This is a genomic window from Actinomadura kijaniata (assembly GCF_014138665.1).
In the GTDB taxonomy this organism is placed as follows: Bacteria; Actinomycetota; Actinomycetes; order Streptosporangiales; family Streptosporangiaceae; genus Spirillospora; species Spirillospora kijaniata.
This window is the reverse complement of the sequence record NZ_JACJIA010000006.1, coordinates 437,759-454,302: the sequence shown is the minus strand read 5'-3', so window position 1 is coordinate 454,302 and position 16,544 is coordinate 437,759. Positions and strand designations below refer to the sequence as shown.

The following is a 16,544-nucleotide window of genomic DNA, read 5'->3' as shown; positions in this document are numbered from 1 at the left end:
GCCGGCGCGTTCAGCGGGAGGTGCCGGTCCGTGTGGTCAGCACCGTGTCGATCAGGCCGTACTCCTTGGCCTCGGCGGCGGTGAAGTAGCGGTGGCGTGACAGGTCGCGTTCGATGCGGTCGGCGTCCCGGCCGGTCGCCTCGGCCAGGACCCGCACCATCTGCTCGCGCAGCCGCAGCACCTCCCGTGCCTGGATCTCCAGGTCGGCGGAGGAGCCCCGGGAGGCGTCGACGGCGGGCTCGTGCAGCAGGACGCGGGAGCTGACCAGCGCCGCGCGCCTGCCGGGCGTGCCGGCCGCCAGCAGGATGGCCGCCGCCGATGCGGCCTGCCCCACGCAGGTGGTCTCCACCTCGGGGCGCACGTAGCGCATGGTGTCCAGGATCGCCATCATGGCCGTCAGCGACCCGCCGGGCGAGTTGACGTACAGGTTGATGGGCCGGTCGGGGTCCATGCCCTCCAGCGCCAGCAGCTGGGCGGTGACGTCGTTGGCGGCGGTGTCGTCGACCGGTGAGCCGAGGAAGATGATGCGTTCCTCGAACAGCTTGTTGTACGGGCTGGTCTCCTTGACGCCGAAGGCGGTCCGCTCGACGAACGAGGGCATCACGTAGCGGCCCTCGGCGCCGTGGGGGGTCATGAGCCCACCCGCTCGACGCTGTCGACCACGTGGTCGACGAACCCGTACTCCAGGGCCTGGCCGGCGGTGAACCAGCGGTCGCGGTCGGCGTCGGCGGTGATCTTGTCGACGGGCTGTCCGGTGTGCTGGGCGATCCGCTCGAACAGCGTGCGCTTGAGGTACCGCGTCTGCTCGGCCTGGATCTGGATGTCGGAGGCGGTGCCGCCGATGCCGCCGTGCGGCTGGTGCATCATGATGCGCGTGTGCCGCAGGGCGTAGCGCTTGCCGGGGGTTCCCGCGCACAGCAGGAACTGGCCCATCGAGGCGGCCATGCCCAGCCCGACGGTGGAGATGTCGTTGGGCACGAACCGCATCATGTCGTAGATGGCCATCCCCGAGTCGACGACCCCGCCGGGGGAGTTGATGTAGACGGTGATGTCGCGCCGGGGGTCGTCGGAGGACAGCAGCAGGAGCTGCGCGCACACGCGGTTGGCGACGTCGTCGTCGATCTCCTGTCCCAGGAACACGATGCGTCGGCCCAGCAGGCGCTGGAACAGCAGTTCCCCGCCGAGCCGCGCCTCCGGTGCGGTGACCGAGGCCCGCGAGCGTCCTTGGTACGTGTCGGGTTTCCCGCCGGCCCCCGCCGGCTGCTCGAACTTCGGCATGCGCGCCTCCCCAAGATCACTGATGTACAAAATGTACATTCTTAGGAGTCGGCGGTGAAGGGTGGTCCGAGCGTGTTCGCTATAGGATGAACGCGTGGATATTGCGGTGACGGAGGCGCGGAAGGTCCTGGCGGACCTGATCAACCGGGTCGTCTACGGAGGTGAGGAGGTCCTCCTCACCCGTCACGGACGGCCGGTGGCCGCGCTGGTGTCGCCCGAGGATCTGGAGCTGCTGCGCCTGGTGAAGTCCGGACGCGTCGACCTGACGGGCGTGGGGGAGCAGCACCCCGCCGAGCACGGCGCGGAACGGCCCCACCACGCGTCCCCGATGCGCATCGCGGCCGAACTGCGGCCCCCCGGCCAGCCCTCCGGCCAGCCCGGCCCCCTGCGCCCCCCGGGCTTCACGCGCTGACCGCGGCGCCCCGGGCCGCTACGCCTTCAGCACCTCGGTCAGGCTGGTGAGGCTGTCCCCGCCGCGCCCGGCGTCGGCCGCGCGGCGGAACAGCTCCAGGACCGCCGCCGGGAGGGAGCCGTCCACCCCCGACGCCCGCGCGGTGTGCAGCACGTGCTCCAGGCTGGCCACCCCCATGGCCACGTTGTCCACATCGCCCCCGTGGTCGCCGGCGTCGATGCGCGGGGCGTAGAACTCCAGGAAGTACCGGAAGTCCATGGTCTTCACGGCGCGGGGCAGGAACTCCCGCGCCGAGATGCCGTTGGCCTGCGCGACCGCCTGGCCGTGCAGGTAGCCCGCCAGCCCGGTCCAGAACATGTCGATCCCGATCTGGTAGTACAGCGCGGCCAGGCCCGGGTCCTCGCCGAGGTACTCGATGCCGGTCAGGACCTCCAGCGCGGCCCGGTGGGCCTCGATCGCCTCCCTGGGGCCGCTGTAGTACGTCATGGCCTCCGGGGCGCCGATGCCCGGAGGCGGCACCTGCACGCCCCCGGTGAGCTGCACGGCGCCGCGGGCGGCGAGCCACCCGGCCGTCTCGCGCGCCCGGTCCGGGGTGTCGGAGGTCAGGTTGGCCACGGTCCGCCCGGCCAGGGCGGCGGGGGCCTGCTCCAGGATCGCGTGCACGGCGGTATGGTCGGTCAGGCTCAGCACCACCAGGTCGTTGGCCCGCAGCGCGGCCTCCACGGTGTCCGCGCGGCGGGCGCCGCGGGCCACCAGCCCGTCGGCCTTGCCCGGCGTGCGGTTCCACACGGTGACCTCGTGACCGCGGTCCAGGTAGGTGGCGGCCATCGCCCGCCCCATGGGGCCGAGGCCGATGACGGTGACGGATGCGACGGTCATGGGTGTGCCCCCTCATCTAAAACGAACGTTCTACTCAGCGGGACGCTAGCACAGTTCTAAAACGAGCGTTCTACCCACTACGATGGCGCCATGGGGACCAAGCACGAGATCGGCACCAGGGAACGGATCGTCCGGGCCACCTCCCGCCTCATGCAGCGGCAGGGCTACGAGGCGACCGGCCTCAAGCAGATCTCCCGGGAGGCCCAGGCCACCCTCGGCTCGGTCTACCACTTCTTCCCCGGCGGCAAGACGGAGCTGGCGGTCGAGGCCGTCCGCCACGGGGACCGGGAGTTCGGCGACCTGCTGCGCGCCACGCTGGAACGGGTGGACGACCCGGCGGAGGCGATCATCGCGTGCGCCGACGAGCTGGCCGAGGGCCTGCGCGACTCCGGATGGGCCGACGGCTGCCCCATCACCACCACCGCGCTGGAGAGCGCCGGGCGCGTGCCGGAGATCCAGCGCGCCGCCGAGCAGGCCTTCGCCCACTGGCGCGCCCTGGTCGCCGACCGGCTCCGCCGCTCGGGCCTGCCCGAGGACGTGGCCGGCGACCTCGCCCACACGGTGATCAACACGCTGGAGGGCGCGGAGATGTCCGCCCAGGTCTCCCAGAGCGAGACGCCCCTGCGCCTGGCCGGCAGGCACCTGGCCCGGCTCATCGACTCCTACCGCTGACCGCCGGCCGCCGCGCGCCGTCACGCGCGGCCACCGGGAACCCCCGCCCATGGGCCCCTGCCATGGCTGCCCCATTGCCTAGGCAATTCGAAGGCCCGGGAAGCCTTTCTCGGTACCCGTGTACGGGTTTTCCACGATGTTTTTCCGGATGGAACCACCGCACCGTCTTCGAATGGCTTCGACAGGGAGCCGACTTGGCGGGGCGGGAAAGAACTGACGGAAAAGACCGCCACCGCCCGGCGCTCCCAGCAGGCCCGGGACCGGGGATCTGGCCGCATACGGCCGTTCGGCGAACAGGACCCAACGGCCGGGCACTAAGCGGCATCCAATTTCTGAACCCATGCGAAAGCCGCCATCCCCGGGTGCCGGTGAATACCGCATGCGGCTGTAGACGACCCTTCGGCCATTCACATCCGTATTGTGCGGACTGGGAGACGACCCATGCCAAAAACAGACCACCCGCTGTCCTTCGCGCAGCGCGGGCTCTGGTTCCTCGACCGGCTGAATCCCGGCGACACCTCCTACAACGTCCCGTTCGTGGTCCGCCTGACGGGCGCGCTCGACGTCGAGGCCCTGACGGAGGCGCTGGGGCGGGTGGTGGCCCGCCACGAGATCCTGCGCACGACGTTCCCCGAGCGCGGGGGCGAGCCGTACCAGCGGGTGGCCGACCCCCGCCCGCCCGTCCTGCCCCTGGTCGACCTCACCGGCCTGACGCGCGCGGAACGCGACCGGCACCGGCGCACGCTGGTCGACGCCTGGGCGGCGGAGCGGTTCGACCTCGCCGCCGGGCCGCTGATGCGCGTCCGGCTGCTGCGGCTCGACACCGACGAGCACCTCCTGGTCGTCGTCCTGCACCACATCGTGTGCGACGCCGAGTCGATGCACCTGCTGTTCGACGAGCTGGCCGACCACTACGGCGGGGCCGGGACGCCGACCGCCCCGCCCGCCCCGCCCGTCCAGTACGGGCACTACGCGGCCGAGCAGCGGCGGCGGCCGGTGGACGAGGGCGAGCTCGCCTGGTGGCGGCGGCACCTGGCCGGGGCGCCGACCGCCATCGCGCCGCCGGGCGCCGACCGGCCGCGGCCCGCGGTACGCGGCACGGCCGGGGCCACCCACGTGTTCCGGCTGCCCGAGGAGCTGGCGGCGGCGGTGGGCGCGTTCGCGCGCGCCCGCCGGTCGAGCGCCTACATGGTCCTGCTCGCCGCCTACGCCGCGCTGCTGGGAAGGCTGTCGGGAAACCGCGACCTGCTGGTCGGCACGCCGGTGGGCGGCCGCTCCGGACCGGAGCTGGAGTCGCTGATCGGGTTCTTCGTGACGACGGTGCCGGTGCGCGCCGACCTGACCGGCGACCCGACGTTCGAGGAACTGGTGGCCCGCCTCCGCGCCGCCACGCTGGCCGTGCTGGAGCACCAGGGCCTGCCGTTCGAGGCGCTGGTGGAGGGGCTCGGGCTGGAACGCGACCCCAGCCACACCCCGCTGGTGCAGGTCATGTTCACCTTCGACCCGCGGCCGCTGGCCGCGCCGCGCTTCGCGGGGCTGACCGCCGAGGTCGCGATGGCGGCGCCCCCGACCGCCAAGTTCGACCTGGACTTCATGATCGTGAAGGCGCCGGACGGGCGGGGCCTGGAGGTCACCGTCAACTACAGCACCGAGCTGTACGACGCCGGGACGATCGAACGCCTCGCCGCCCGCTTCACCCGGCTGCTGACGGCGGCGATCGCGGACCCGGCCCTGCCGGTGGCGAGCCTGCCGCTGCTGGACGACCGCGAGGAGGCCCTGGTCACGCGCGACTGGGCCCGGGGCCGGGCGGCGCACGCGATGGACGTGCCGGTGCACGAGCTGTTCGCCCGGCAGGCCGCCCGCACGCCGGACGCGCCCGCCGCGTGCCTGGACGGGACGCCGCTGAGCTACGCCGACCTCGACGCCCGGGCCGACCGGCTGGCGCGCCGCCTGCGCGCCGCCGGGACGCGGCGCGGGGACGTGGTCGGCATCATGCTGCCGCGCGGCCTGGAGGTGCTGGTGGCGCTGCTCGGCGTCCTCAAGGCCGGGGCCGCCTACCTGCCGCTCGACGCCGCCCACCCGCCCGCGCACCTGGAACGGGTCCTGGGCACGGCGGGCGGCGAACTGGTGATCACCGGGGGCGGCGTGGCGCACCGGCTGGACGGCGTCCCCGCCCGCGTGCTGGACATCGACGCGCCGGACGGGGACCAGGACGGGGACCAGGACAGGGACGCAGACAGGGACGAGGAGAGCCAGGGCGCGGCGGCCGGGGACCTCGCGTACACGATCTTCACCTCCGGCTCGACCGGGGCGCCCAAGGGCGTCGGCGTCTCCCATGGATCCCTGGCCAACCACGCGCGGGCGATGCGGGAGATGTTCGGGCTGACCGCGGACGACCGCGTGCTGCAGTTCGCCGGCTTCGGCTTCGACGTGGCGGCCGAGGAGATCTTCCCGACCTGGCTGGCGGGAGGCTGCGTGGTGGCGCTGCCCGGGCCGCCCCCGCCGCCGCGCGCCCTGACCGCCGTCCTGGAGAAGGGCGAGGTCACCGTCGCCAACCTGCCCGCGAGCTACTGGCAGCAGTGGGCCGCCTCCCTCCCCGGCGACGCCCCCTCCCGGCTGCGGCTGCTGGTCGTCGGCAGCGAGAACGTGGACGCCGGGACGCTGCGGGCCTGGTGCCGCAGGCACCCGGTCCCGGTGATCAACGCCTACGGGCTGACCGAGACCACCGTCACGGCGGTCGCGCACCGCGTCCAGGGTCCGATGACGGGCGCCACCGTGCCGATCGGTTCCCCGATCGACGGCCTGGAGGCGTACGTGCTCGACGAGGACCTGCGGCCGGTCCCGCCCGGCGTCGGCGGCGAGCTGTACCTGGGCGGCGCGGGCCTGGCCCGCGGCTACCTGGGCCGCCCCGACCTGACCGCCGAGCGCTTCGTGCCGCACCCGTTCGCCGACGGCCGGCGGCTGCACCGCACCGGGGACCGCGCCCGCTGGCGCCACGACGGCGCGCTGGAGGTGCTCGGCCGCCTGGACGAGCAGCTCAAGGTGCGCGGCTACCGCATCGAGCCCGCCGAGGTGGAGGCCGCGCTGTGCGCGCACCCGCAGATCACCCGGGCGGTGGTCGCGGCGCGCGGCGGCCCGGCCGACGGCGACCGCCGCCTGGTCGGGTACGTCGTGCCGCGCTCGGCCGGCGCGGACCCGGCCGGCGCGGACCCGGCCGGCGCGGACCCGGCCGGCGCGGACCCGGCGGGACCGGTCGAGGTCCCGGCCGACCTGCGGGCCTTCCTCGCCGGGCGGCTGCCGGTGCACCTGGTGCCGTCGGCGCTGGTCGCCCTGGCCGCGCTCCCGATGACCGCCGGAGGCAAGGTCGACCGCTCCGCGCTCCCCGAGCCGCCGGCCGCCACCGCGACGGCGCGTCCGGTCCCGGCGGGCGACGACACCGAACGCCGGATCGCCGCCGTCTGGCAGGAGGTCCTGGACCTCGACCGGGTCGGCGTCCACGACAACTTCTTCGACCTCGGCGGCAACTCGTTCGCGCTGGCGGCGGCCCACGCCCGCCTCACCGAGGCCTTCGAAGGGCCGCTGCCCCTGGTGGCGCTGTACGAGCACCCGACGATCGCTGCCCTGGCCCGCCACCTCACCAGGGCGCCCGAACCGCGCCGGCCGGACGCCCCGGCGCCCGAGGCCGCGCGGCTGCGGGCCGGCCGGGCCCGCCTCAACCGGCGCCGCCGCGCCGGCTGACCCCACCCGGCAACCGACCCCCTGACGACGACCCTCAGTGACGAAGGACGAACCACCCATGTCTCATGACGACGACCAGCGCACCTACAGCGTGGTCCGCAACGACGACGACCAGTACTCCCTGTGGCCCACCGGCCGCCCCGCGCCGCGCGGCTGGGCCGAGGTCGGCGTGACCGGCACCAGGGCCGAGTGCCTGGAGCACATCCGCACGGTCTGGACCGACCTGCGCCCCCGCGGCGTACGCACGGCGATGGGAGCCTGACATGCGACGACGACCCGACCCCCTCTGGCGCGACGGAGCCTTCCGCAACCTGTGGGCCGCCCACTCGGTCAGCCTGGTGGGCACGCACCTGACGATGCTGGCCTTCCCGATGGTGGCGCTGCTGCTGGGAGCCTCCGCGCTGGAGGTGAGCCTGCTGGCCGCGGTGGAGTTCGTGCCGGTCCTGCTGCTGGGCCTGCCCGCCGGGGCCTGGGTGGAGCGGCTCCCGCTGCGCCCGGTGCTGATCGCCACCGACCTGGTGCGGGCGGCGGCGCTGGTGACGGTGCCCGTCGCCTACGCGCTCGACATGCTGACCATGCCGCTGCTGTACGCGGTGGCCTTCGCCATCGGCCTCGGCACGCTGTTCTTCGACGTCGCCCAGCTGTCGCTGCTGCCGAGCATCGTCGACGAGGAGCAGCTCACCAGCGGGAACGCCAAGCTGGAAAGCTCGCGTTCGGTGGCGCAGCTGGCGGGCCCGGCGGCGGGCGGCGTCCTGATCCAGGCGCTGACCGCCCCGGTCGCGCTGGCGGTGGACGTGCTGAGCTACCTGGCCTCGGCCGCCTTCCTGCTGCGCGTTCCCGGCGGGGCGCGCGACGGCGTCCGGGCCGGGCGGGCCCGGCCGTCGGCCGAGCGCCCAGGGCTGCGCGCCGAGATCGGCGAGGGCCTCCGCTTCGTCTTCGGGCACCGGCTGCTGCGGCCCGTCACGCTGTGCGCCGCCGCCGCCGAGCTGGCGTTCGCCGCGGTGCTCGCCCTCCAGGTCGTCTACGCCGTCGACACCCTGCGCCTGAGCGCCGGCGCCGTCGGCGCCGCGCTCGCGATCGGCAACGCCGGCGGCCTGCTGGGGGCGGTGCTGAGCACGCCCGCCGTCGAACGGCTCGGACCGGGCCGGGCCCTGATCGGCTCGGTCGCGGTCTTCGCCGCCGGCGCGCTGATGATCCCCCTGGCGGGCGGGGCCGCCGGGTTCGCCGCCGGCCTGTTCGTGGTCTACCTGGGCGTCGTGCTGTTCAACGTCGTCCAGGTGACGCTGTGCCAGACCGCGACGCCCGCCCGCCTGCTCGGGCGCATGAACGCCACGCTGCGCTTCATCACCTGGGGGACCGTGCCGCTGGGCGCGGCCCTGGGCGGCCTGCTGGTCGCGCCCCTGGGGCTGCGCGGCGTGCTCTGGCTCGCCGCGGCGATCACCGTCCTGTCCCTGGTGCCGCCGCTGCTGTCGCCGGTGCGCGCCCTGACCTCCTACCCCTCGGCCGACGAACCGGCCGCCGACCAGCCCGCACGGGCCGGGAGTCCCGCATGACCGACACGAACGAGACCGACGAGACACGCGAGATGGACGAGAGGAGCGGGAGGGACGAGGAGCACGGCACGTTCCTGGCCGTGGTGGGCATGGCCGGGAGGTTCCCCGGTGCGCGCGGCCTTCGGGAGTTCTGGAAGGGACTCGCCGAGGGCACCGACTCCATCACCCGCTCCCACCCCGGCGCCTACGGCATGGTGGCCGACGCCGACCACTTCGACGCGGCCTTCTTCGGCTACTCGCCGCGCGAGGCGCTCATGCTCGACCCCCAGCACCGGGTCTTCCTCGAATGCGCCTGGGAGGCCCTGGAACACTCCGGCCACGACCCCGCCTCCTTCCCCGGCGTGATCGGCGTGTACGGCGGCAGCGGCGACACCGGGCACTTCGGCACGCTGCGCGCCAACCGCGGCCGCTTCCCCGGCGTCTCGGACTGGCAGCTGCGGCTGGCGTCCGGCGCGGACTTCCTGACCAGCCGCGTGGCCTACAAGCTCGGCCTGACCGGCCCGGCCGTCACCGTCCAGACCGCCTGCTCGACCTCGCTGGTCGCCGTGCACACGGCCGCGCAGGCGCTGCTGGCGGGCGAGTGCGACCTGGCGCTGGCCGGCGGCGTCACGATCAAGGGGCCCGCGCCGTCCGGCGAGGTCGGCGAGGTCGGCGGGGACGACGGGGTGCTGTCGGCCGACGGAACGGTCCGCGCGTTCGACGCCGCGGCGACCGGGACCGTCGGCGCCGACGGCGCCGGGATCGTGGCGCTGCGCAGGCTGGAGGACGCGCTGGCCGACGGCGACCACGTGCACGCCGTGCTGCTGGGCACCGCGATCAACAACGACGGCGCCGCCAAGCCCGGCTTCACCACCCCGAGCGTCGACGGCCAGGCCGGGGCCGCCCGCACCGCGCTGGCGGTGGCCGGGATCGACCCGGCGACGGTCGGGTTCGTGGAGGCGCACGGCACCGGCACCGTCGTGGGCGACCCGATCGAGGTCCACGCGCTGGCCAAGGCCTACGGACCCGGCGTCGGGACCACCCTGCTCGGCTCGGTCAAGCCCAACATCGGGCACACCGACGCCGCCGCGGGCGTGATCGGCCTGATCAAGGCGGTGCTGGCCCTGGCCCACGAGCTGGTCCCGCCCACCCCGCACTTCCGCGAACCCAACCCGATGATCGACTTCGCGGCGAGCCCGTTCACGGTCAACGCGGTGGCGCGGCCCTGGCCGCGCCGGGCGGGCCGGCCCCGGCGCGCGGGCGTCAACTCCCTGGGCCTGGGCGGCACCAACGCCCACGTCATCGTCGAGGAGGCGCCCGTGGTGGAGCCCGTGGCGGAGCCCGCCGGGGACCGCCGCCCCCTCCACCTGCTGCCGCTGTCGGCGCGTTCCCCGCGGGCGCTGGACGCCGCCGCCGCGCGCCTGGCCGACGGCCTGCGACCGGCCGGCGCGCCCCTGGGGGACGTGGCCTGGACCCTGCAGACCGGACGCCGCGCGTTCCCGCACCGGGCCTTCGTGGTCGCCGCCGACCGCGACCAGGCGATCGCCGCGCTCACCGACGGCCCCCACGGCGCCGCGACCGGCGCGGGCACCGGGGGAGGCGCCCCGCCCGACCCGGCGTTCCTGTTCCCCGGCCAGGGCGGGCAGCACGTGGGGATGGCGCGCGACCTGTACGAGCACGAGCCGGTCTTCCGCGCCGAGATCGACCACTGCGCCGAGCTCGCCCTCCCGGCCCTCGGGCTGGACCTGCGCGACGTGCTGTACCCGCGGGGCCCGGCGCGCGACCGTACGGCCGAGCAGGCGATGGCGAGCATGCGGATCGCCCAGCCCGCGCTGTTCGCGGTCGAGTACGCGCTGGCCCGGCTCTGGCGGTCCTGGGGCGTGCGGCCCGGCGTGGTGGCCGGGCACAGCCTGGGCGCCTACGCCGCGGCCACGATCGCCGGGGTGCTGGAGGTCGCCGACGCCCTGCACCTGGTGCTCGAACGCGGCCGGCTGCTGGAGAGCCTGCCCGACGGCGCGATGCTCGCGGTGCCGCTCCCGGAGCGGGAGCTGCTGCCCCGCCTGGGCGACCGCCTGTCGATCGCCGCGATCAACGGCCCGGCGCAGTGCGTCGTCGCCGGGCACGCGCTCGACGTCGCGGCGCTGCGCCGGCGGCTGGCCACCGACGGCGTGGACGGCCGCGTGCTGCGCATCAGCGCCGCCGCCCACTCGTTCCTGGTGGAACCGGTGGTCGCCGAGTTCGAACGGGCCGTGGCGCGCGTGCGCCTCACTCCGCCGTCCCTGCCGTGGGTGTCGGACCGCACCGGCGCGCTCGTCACCGCCGAGCAGGCGTGCGACCCCGCCTACTGGGGCGCCCACCTGCGCCACACCGTGCGGTTCTCCGACGCGCTGGCGACCCTGCTCGGCCGGCCGGAGACCGGCCCGCTGCTGGAGATCGGGCCCGGCCGCACCCTGGGCACGCTCGCCCGGCGGCACCCCGCCGCGGACGCCGGCAGGCTCGTGCTGCCGAGCCTGCCGCATCCCAGCGAGGCGGACGGCGGCGCGCGGGCGATGCTGACCGCGGCCGGCCGGCTGTGGCAGACGGGCGTGGAGATCGACTGGCCCGCGCTGCACGACGGCGAACCGCGCCGCCGCACGCCGCTGCCCACCTACCCGTTCGAGCGCAGGCCGTTCCGCCTGGACCCGCCCGCCGCCCCACCGCCGCTCCAGGCGGTCCGGTCCGCCCCGGAACCGGAGCCGCAGCCGGACCCGGAGCCCGAGCCCGCGCGGCCGGAGACCGAAGCGGGGATGGACGGCACCCGGCGGGTGGTCGCCCATGCCTTCGCGACCGTGCTCGGGATGGACGGGATCGGCCCGCACGACGACTTCTTCGAGCTGGGCGGCGACTCGCTGGTGGCGGCCCAGGCACTGGCGATGATCCGCGAGGCGACCGGCCGCGCGCTCACCGCACGGGCCCTGTTCCGGGCCCCGACGGTGGCGCGCCTGGCCCGCCTCCTCGACACCGAACACCTCGACACCGAACGCCTCGACACCGAACGCCTCGACACCGAAAGGCCCGCCTCATGACCGCGACCCGATCCCGGTGGCTGCTCCGCCGCCCCGGGCAGGACGGGACCGCGCCGCGCCTGTACTGCTTCCCCCACAGCGGGGGCTCGGCCGGCGAGTACCTGCGCTGGTCGGCCCGGCTGCCCTCGGCCGAGGTGTGGGGCGTCCAGCCGCCGGGACGCGGCGGACGCCTCGCCGAGCCCGCGCCGACCACGATGGAGGCGCTGGTGGAGACGCTGACGGCCGAGGCCGACTTCGGCTCGGCGCCCTACGCCTTCTTCGGCCACAGCCTGGGCGCGCTGGCCGCCTACGAGACCGCGCTGGCGCTGCGCGCGCAGGGCAGGCCGGGGCCGCGGGCGCTGTTCCTGTCGGCCTACGGCGCGCCGCACCTGCACCGCCCCGGCCCGCCCGTGCACACGCTGGACGGCCCCGGGCTCATCGCCGCCGTCGAGGCCGAGCACGGACCGCTGCCCGCCGAGCTGCGCACCGACCCCGAACTGGCCGGGCTGGTCCTCGGCGGCCTGCGCGCCGACCTGTCGATCGTCGCCTCCTACCGCCCGGCCCCGGCGCCGCCGCTCGACTGCGCCGTCACCGTCTACGGGGGCAGCCGGGACCGGGAGGACGCGGTGCGCCTGGCCGCCTGGGAGGACTACACGACCGGGCCCTTCACGCTGCGCGTCTTCGCCGGCGACCACTTCTACTTCCGGGAGAACCCTGATGACCTGCTCACCCACCTCGACCGTGCGCTCGCCGAGCGTGTTTGACGAGCTGTTCGCCGGACGCGTCCGGTGGGATCTGGTCCGCCCCTTCCCCCGGCCGAGCGAGCCGGAGCGGGCGGCGGGCGACGCCGCGGTCGCCGCCGTGACCGCCCTGCTGCACGCCCGGGTGGACCCCGAGGAGACCGACCGGACCGGCCGCCTCCCCGCGGGCCTCCAGGAGGCCCTGGCCAAGGCCGGGCTGCTGCGCCTGATGATCGACCCGGCGCTGGGCGGCCTCGGCCTGTCGTGGGCGAACGCCGCGCGCGTGGTGGAGGCCGCCGCCCGGTGGTCGGCGCCGGTGGCGTTCACCCTCGCCATCACCAACGGCTTCGGCTCGGGCTCCTACCTCCAGGTGCTGCCGCCCGGCCCGCTCCGCGACCTGATCGCCGACCGGGTCGCGGCGGGCATCGTCTCCGGCGGCGCCGACGCCGAACCCCTCGGCACCGCCAACCGGCGCCGCGCCACCACCGCCGTCCCGGTCGAGGACGGGGCCGCCTACCTGCTCACCGGCGAGAAGGTCTTCATCGGCAACGCGCCGGTGGCCGACCTGATGGACGTCTCGGCGACCGTCGAGGGCACCGACGAGGTGCGGCTGTTCTTCGTCGACCTGGACGCGCCCGGCGTGGAGGTGGTCGCCCGGCACGAGTTCATGGGGCTGCGCGGCGCCGAGATCGGGGCCCTGCGCCTGACCGGCGTCCGCGTCCCGGCCGACCGCCTGCTCCCCGAGTCCGCCGACGGCTGGCGGATGCGTCCGGGCGAGACCGACCCCGGCGCGCTCGCGGCGCTGGCCATGTCCGCCCGCAACCTGGTGGTCGGCCCGACCGCGCTCGGCATCGCCCGGTCGTGCCTGGTGTGGACGCGCGACTTCGTGGGCCGCCGCGCCATCGACGGCCGCGGGCTCGGCGAGTACGACCAGATCCAGCGGCTGGTCGGCGCGACCGCGGCGGACGTGTTCACGATCGAGTCGCTGCTCGCCTGGTCCCTGCTGGGCGGCGACCGCGCCGACACCCGGCCCGACCTGACCGCGGTGAAGAACCTCGCCTCGCGCCTGTGCTGGCGCACCGTGGACCGCACGGTGTCGTTGCTGGGCGCGGAGGGCTATGAGACCGCGCGCAGCAAGGCCGGGCGCGGGGCCGTGCCGCTGCCGGTCGAACGGGCCTTCCGCGACGCCCGCGCCCTGCGGGTGGCGGGCGGCGTGGACTTCCTGCTCGACCTGTGGTCGGCCCGCTCCGCCCGCCGTCCCGCCCCGCCCCACCCGCCGGCCGCGCCGCCCCGCGACCCGGCGCTGACCCCCCGCAACGGGGACCACCTGGCCTTCGTGGCGGCCCAGGCCCACTGGCTGGCGGACCTCGGCGGCGACCAGCACACCCTGGCCACCGCCGGGGCGATCGCCGCCGAGCTGCTCAGCATGACCGTCGTGCTGGCCCGCTCGGCCGACCTGCCCGCGACCGCCGACCTGGCCGACGTCTCCTGCGCCGCCTCCCGGCACCGCCTGGCGGAGCTGCGGTCGCGGCTCGGCGAACCGGGCCGCGCCGCCACCAGCCGCACCACCCTGCACACCGACCGGTTCGACCACCTCACAAGGACCTGACCATGATGACCGAACCCTTGACGACCGAGCCCTTGCTGCTCGAACCCCGCGTCCACGACCTGGTCGCCGCCCAGCCGGCCGACCGCGTGGCGCTCGTCCACCGCGACCAGCGCCTCACCTACGGCGAGCTCAACGCCCGCGCCGACCACCTGGCCGACCGCCTGGCGCACGAGGGCGTCACCCTGGAGACCCCGGTCGGGGTGTTCCTGGAACGCTCACCGGAGTTCGTCGTCACGATCCTGGCGGTCCTGCGCGCGGGCGGCCACTACGTCCCGCTGGACCCGGCCTACCCCGCCCACCGCCTGGACCTGATGGTGGACGCCACCGGCACCACCGTGATCGTCACCGATCCGGACCTGGCCGGGCGCCTGCCCGCGACCGGGGCCACCGTGCTCACCCCCGGCACCGACCCGACCCCTGCCTCGTCCCCGTCTCCGAGCCACCGCCCCCGGGTCGGCCCCGACAACCTCGCCTACGTGATGTTCACCTCCGGCTCCACCGGCCGGCCCAAGGGCGTGGCCGTCCGCCACAGCGGGGTGACCCGCCTGGTGCACCGTCCCGGCTACGCCGACCTCGACGGCGAGGTCGTCCTGCACATGTCCTCCCCGTCCTTCGACGCGGCCACGTTCGAGATCTGGGGCGCCCTCGCCAACGGCGCCCGCCTGGTGATCAGCCCCTCGGGCCAGGCGTCGGTCCGCGAGCTGGGCGCCCTCATCCGGGAGCACCGGGTCACCACCGCGTTCCTCACCACCGGCCTGTTCCACCTGATGGCCGACGAGTGCCCCGAGGCGCTGGCGGGGATGCGGCAGCTGCTCACCGGCGGCGACGTGCTGTCGCCCACCCACGCCCGGCGGTTCGTCGAGGCCGCTCCGGGCTGCCGCCTCATCAACGCCTACGGGCCCACCGAGGCGACCACGTTCACCACGACCCACCCCGTCACCGGCGGGAACGACACCGCGATCGGCCACCCCATCCGCGCGACCTCGGTCCACGTCCTGGATGAGGACCTGGCCCCGGCCGCCGAGGGCCGCCTGTACGTCGGCGGCGCGGGCCTGGCGCGCGGCTACCTGGGCGACCCGGCCCTGACCGCCGAACGCTTCGTCCCCGACCCCTGGACGCCGGGCGGGCGCCTCTACGACACCGGAGACCTGGTGCGCCTGCGCCCCGACGGCGCGCTGGAGTTCCTGGGCCGGGCCGACGACCAGGTCAAGCGCCGCGGGTTCCGCGTGGAGCCCGCCGAGATCGAGGAGGCCCTGCGCGCCGACCCCGACGTGCGGGACGCGGCCGTGGTGGTCCGGGGCGAGGCGGCCGAGGACAAGATCCTCGTCGCCCACGTCGTCACCGGGCGGCTGGCTCAGGTGCGGTCCCGGCTGACCGGGACCCTGCCCGCCTACCTGCTGCCCGACCGCTGGCTGGTGGCGCCGGGCCTGCCGCTGAACCCCAACGGGAAGGTGGACCGCCGGGCCCTGCGGGACCTGCCCGACGCGTCCCCTCCCCCCGCGTCCCCGCCGGTGGGGGAGCAGCCCGTGGGGGAGCAGCCGGTCAGCGAGGTCGAGGCGTCGATCGCGGCGATCTGGCGGGAGCTGTTCGCGCTGGGCGACATCGGCCGGCACGACGACTTCTTCGAGCTCGGCGGGCACTCCCTGCTGGCCAACCGCATGGTCTCGCGCCTGCGCGTCGCGCTGGGGGTGGAGATCTCCCTGAGCCTGGTGTTCGACCACCCCACCATCGCCGAGATGGCCGAGCTGGTGGAAGCCGCCTGACCAGCGGCGGAGGGGGAGCCGTTGACATTATGCAGGCAAATACCTGCATAATGGTGGGGTGAGCCTCGAAGCGAGAGCGATGGACCCGGTCTTCAAAGCGCTGGCCGATCCGACCCGCCGGCTGCTGCTCGACCGTCTGCGCGAGCACAACGGGCAGACGCTGAGCGAGCTGTGCGAACACCTGGACATGGCGCGCCAGTCGGCGACCCAGCACCTGGACGTCCTGGTGCGCGCCGACCTCGTGACCGTCGTGCGCCGCGGACGGGAACGCCTCCACTACCTCAACCCGACACCGATCCACGAGATCGAGGAGCGCTGGATCTCGGAGTTCGACAGGCCCCGCCTGCAAGCCATCAGCGCCATCAAGCACCAGGCAGAGGAGTACGCCATGACCGACACGCTCACGTCCGTGCCGACCTACGTCTACGTCACCTACATCCGCGCGAGCGCCGAACAGGTGTGGCGCGCCCTGACCGACGCGGACCTGACGGCCCGCTACTGGGGGCACGACAACGTCTCGGACTGGCGGGCGGGCTCGACCTGGGAGCACCGGCGCGCCGACGGCTCGGACGTCGTCGACGTCGTCGGCAAGGTCGTCGAGACCGACCCCCCGACGCGCCTGGTCATCACCTTCGACGACGTCCCCGACGCCGAGTCGCCCCGGGAGCCGTCACTGGTCACCTTCCTCGTCGAACCGCACCAGGACATCGTCCGCCTCACCGTGACCCACGAGAACTTCCCCAACCGGGAGATGTTCGAGGGCGTCTCGCGCGGGTGGCCGGCGGTGCTGGCCAACCTCAAGTCGCTGCTGGAGACCGGCGAGGTCCTCCCGCAGGCGCCGTGGGAGATGTCGGACGCGCACGCCTGAGACGGCGCC

General features: G+C 75.0%; 13 protein-coding genes. 10 read left to right on the top strand and 3 right to left on the bottom strand.

The annotated features are described in order from the left end of the window. Positions 1-10: 10 nt before the first annotated feature. Together HNR61_RS24915 and HNR61_RS24910 are read right to left on the bottom strand one after the other, a co-directional pair. Positions 11-634, bottom strand: coding sequence for an ATP-dependent Clp protease proteolytic subunit (locus HNR61_RS24915; RefSeq protein ID WP_182845572.1), 624 nt, complete (start codon positions 632-634; stop codon positions 11-13). Beyond that, the gene (locus HNR61_RS24910; RefSeq protein ID WP_182845571.1) at positions 631-1,278 is read right to left on the bottom strand and encodes a ClpP family protease; all 648 of its coding nucleotides are present in this window, start codon (positions 1,276-1,278) and stop codon (positions 631-633) included. Before HNR61_RS24910 ends, HNR61_RS24915 begins: the two co-directional genes overlap by 4 nt. A 94-nt stretch (positions 1,279-1,372) precedes the next feature. Between HNR61_RS24910 and HNR61_RS24905 the strand changes: the two genes are divergently transcribed. Continuing rightward, a complete protein-coding gene (locus HNR61_RS24905; protein ID WP_182845570.1) occupies positions 1,373-1,690 on the top strand; it encodes a type II toxin-antitoxin system Phd/YefM family antitoxin in 318 nt (105 codons plus the stop codon). Positions 1,691-1,708: 18 nt separating this feature from the next. Here HNR61_RS24905 and HNR61_RS24900 read toward each other — a convergent pair whose 3' ends face one another. Beyond that, the gene (locus HNR61_RS24900) at positions 1,709-2,569 is read right to left on the bottom strand and encodes an NAD(P)-dependent oxidoreductase (RefSeq protein WP_182845569.1); all 861 of its coding nucleotides are present in this window, start codon (positions 2,567-2,569) and stop codon (positions 1,709-1,711) included. 90 nt (positions 2,570-2,659) lie between these two features. Here HNR61_RS24900 and HNR61_RS24895 point away from each other — a divergent pair, with 90 nt between their 5' ends. The 9 genes from HNR61_RS24895 to HNR61_RS24855 all read left to right on the top strand — a co-directional run bounded on the left by HNR61_RS24895 (position 2,660) and on the right by HNR61_RS24855 (position 16,535). Then, positions 2,660-3,241, top strand: a complete 582-nt coding sequence (locus HNR61_RS24895) for a TetR/AcrR family transcriptional regulator (RefSeq protein ID WP_182845568.1) — start codon at positions 2,660-2,662, stop codon at positions 3,239-3,241. Positions 3,242-3,682: 441 nt separating this feature from the next. Continuing rightward, on the top strand, positions 3,683-6,979 hold the full coding sequence (locus HNR61_RS24890) for a non-ribosomal peptide synthetase (protein ID WP_182845567.1): 3,297 nt from the start codon (positions 3,683-3,685) through the stop codon (positions 6,977-6,979). A gap of 58 nt (positions 6,980-7,037) precedes the next feature. Then, complete coding sequence (locus HNR61_RS24885; RefSeq protein WP_182845566.1) at positions 7,038-7,241, top strand: MbtH family protein; 204 nt, start codon at positions 7,038-7,040, stop codon at positions 7,239-7,241. Between the two features lies 1 nt (position 7,242). Then, complete coding sequence (locus tag HNR61_RS24880; protein WP_182845565.1) at positions 7,243-8,532, top strand: MFS transporter; 1,290 nt, start codon at positions 7,243-7,245, stop codon at positions 8,530-8,532. After that, positions 8,529-11,576, top strand: a complete 3,048-nt coding sequence (locus tag HNR61_RS24875) for a type I polyketide synthase (protein WP_220509735.1) — start codon at positions 8,529-8,531, stop codon at positions 11,574-11,576. The genes HNR61_RS24880 and HNR61_RS24875 overlap by 4 nt, the downstream gene beginning before the upstream one ends. Then, positions 11,573-12,319, top strand: a complete 747-nt coding sequence (locus HNR61_RS24870) for a thioesterase II family protein (RefSeq protein ID WP_182845564.1) — start codon at positions 11,573-11,575, stop codon at positions 12,317-12,319. The genes HNR61_RS24875 and HNR61_RS24870 overlap by 4 nt, the downstream gene beginning before the upstream one ends. Then, a complete protein-coding gene (locus tag HNR61_RS24865; protein WP_182845563.1) occupies positions 12,273-13,904 on the top strand; it encodes an acyl-CoA dehydrogenase family protein in 1,632 nt (543 codons plus the stop codon). The genes HNR61_RS24870 and HNR61_RS24865 overlap by 47 nt, the downstream gene beginning before the upstream one ends. Before the next feature lie 2 nt (positions 13,905-13,906). Continuing rightward, positions 13,907-15,667, top strand: coding sequence for a non-ribosomal peptide synthetase (locus HNR61_RS24860; RefSeq protein ID WP_182845562.1), 1,761 nt, complete (start codon positions 13,907-13,909; stop codon positions 15,665-15,667). 58 nt (positions 15,668-15,725) lie between these two features. Continuing rightward, the gene (locus tag HNR61_RS24855; protein ID WP_312898082.1) at positions 15,726-16,535 is read left to right on the top strand and encodes an ArsR/SmtB family transcription factor; all 810 of its coding nucleotides are present in this window, start codon (positions 15,726-15,728) and stop codon (positions 16,533-16,535) included. The last annotated feature ends 9 nt before the right edge of the window (positions 16,536-16,544 follow it).

What these genes read in the sequence shown, in the direction of transcription:
- HNR61_RS24865 (WP_182845563.1), top strand. Translation starts at nt 12,273, where the DNA reads ATGACCTGCTCACCCACCTCGACCGTGCGCTCGCCGAGCGTGTTTGAC.
- HNR61_RS24900 (WP_182845569.1), bottom strand. Translation starts at nt 2,569, where the DNA reads ATGACCGTCGCATCCGTCACCGTCATCGGCCTCGGCCCCATGGGGCGG.
- HNR61_RS24870 (WP_182845564.1), top strand. Translation starts at nt 11,573, where the DNA reads ATGACCGCGACCCGATCCCGGTGGCTGCTCCGCCGCCCCGGGCAGGAC.
- HNR61_RS24875 (WP_220509735.1), top strand. Translation starts at nt 8,529, where the DNA reads ATGACCGACACGAACGAGACCGACGAGACACGCGAGATGGACGAGAGG.
- HNR61_RS24885 (WP_182845566.1), top strand. Translation starts at nt 7,038, where the DNA reads ATGTCTCATGACGACGACCAGCGCACCTACAGCGTGGTCCGCAACGAC.
- HNR61_RS24880 (WP_182845565.1), top strand. Translation starts at nt 7,243, where the DNA reads ATGCGACGACGACCCGACCCCCTCTGGCGCGACGGAGCCTTCCGCAAC.
- HNR61_RS24895 (WP_182845568.1), top strand. Translation starts at nt 2,660, where the DNA reads ATGGGGACCAAGCACGAGATCGGCACCAGGGAACGGATCGTCCGGGCC.
- HNR61_RS24860 (WP_182845562.1), top strand. Translation starts at nt 13,907, where the DNA reads ATGATGACCGAACCCTTGACGACCGAGCCCTTGCTGCTCGAACCCCGC.
- HNR61_RS24915 (WP_182845572.1), bottom strand. Translation starts at nt 634, where the DNA reads ATGACCCCCCACGGCGCCGAGGGCCGCTACGTGATGCCCTCGTTCGTC.
- HNR61_RS24890 (WP_182845567.1), top strand. Translation starts at nt 3,683, where the DNA reads ATGCCAAAAACAGACCACCCGCTGTCCTTCGCGCAGCGCGGGCTCTGG.
- HNR61_RS24910 (WP_182845571.1), bottom strand. Translation starts at nt 1,278, where the DNA reads ATGCCGAAGTTCGAGCAGCCGGCGGGGGCCGGCGGGAAACCCGACACG.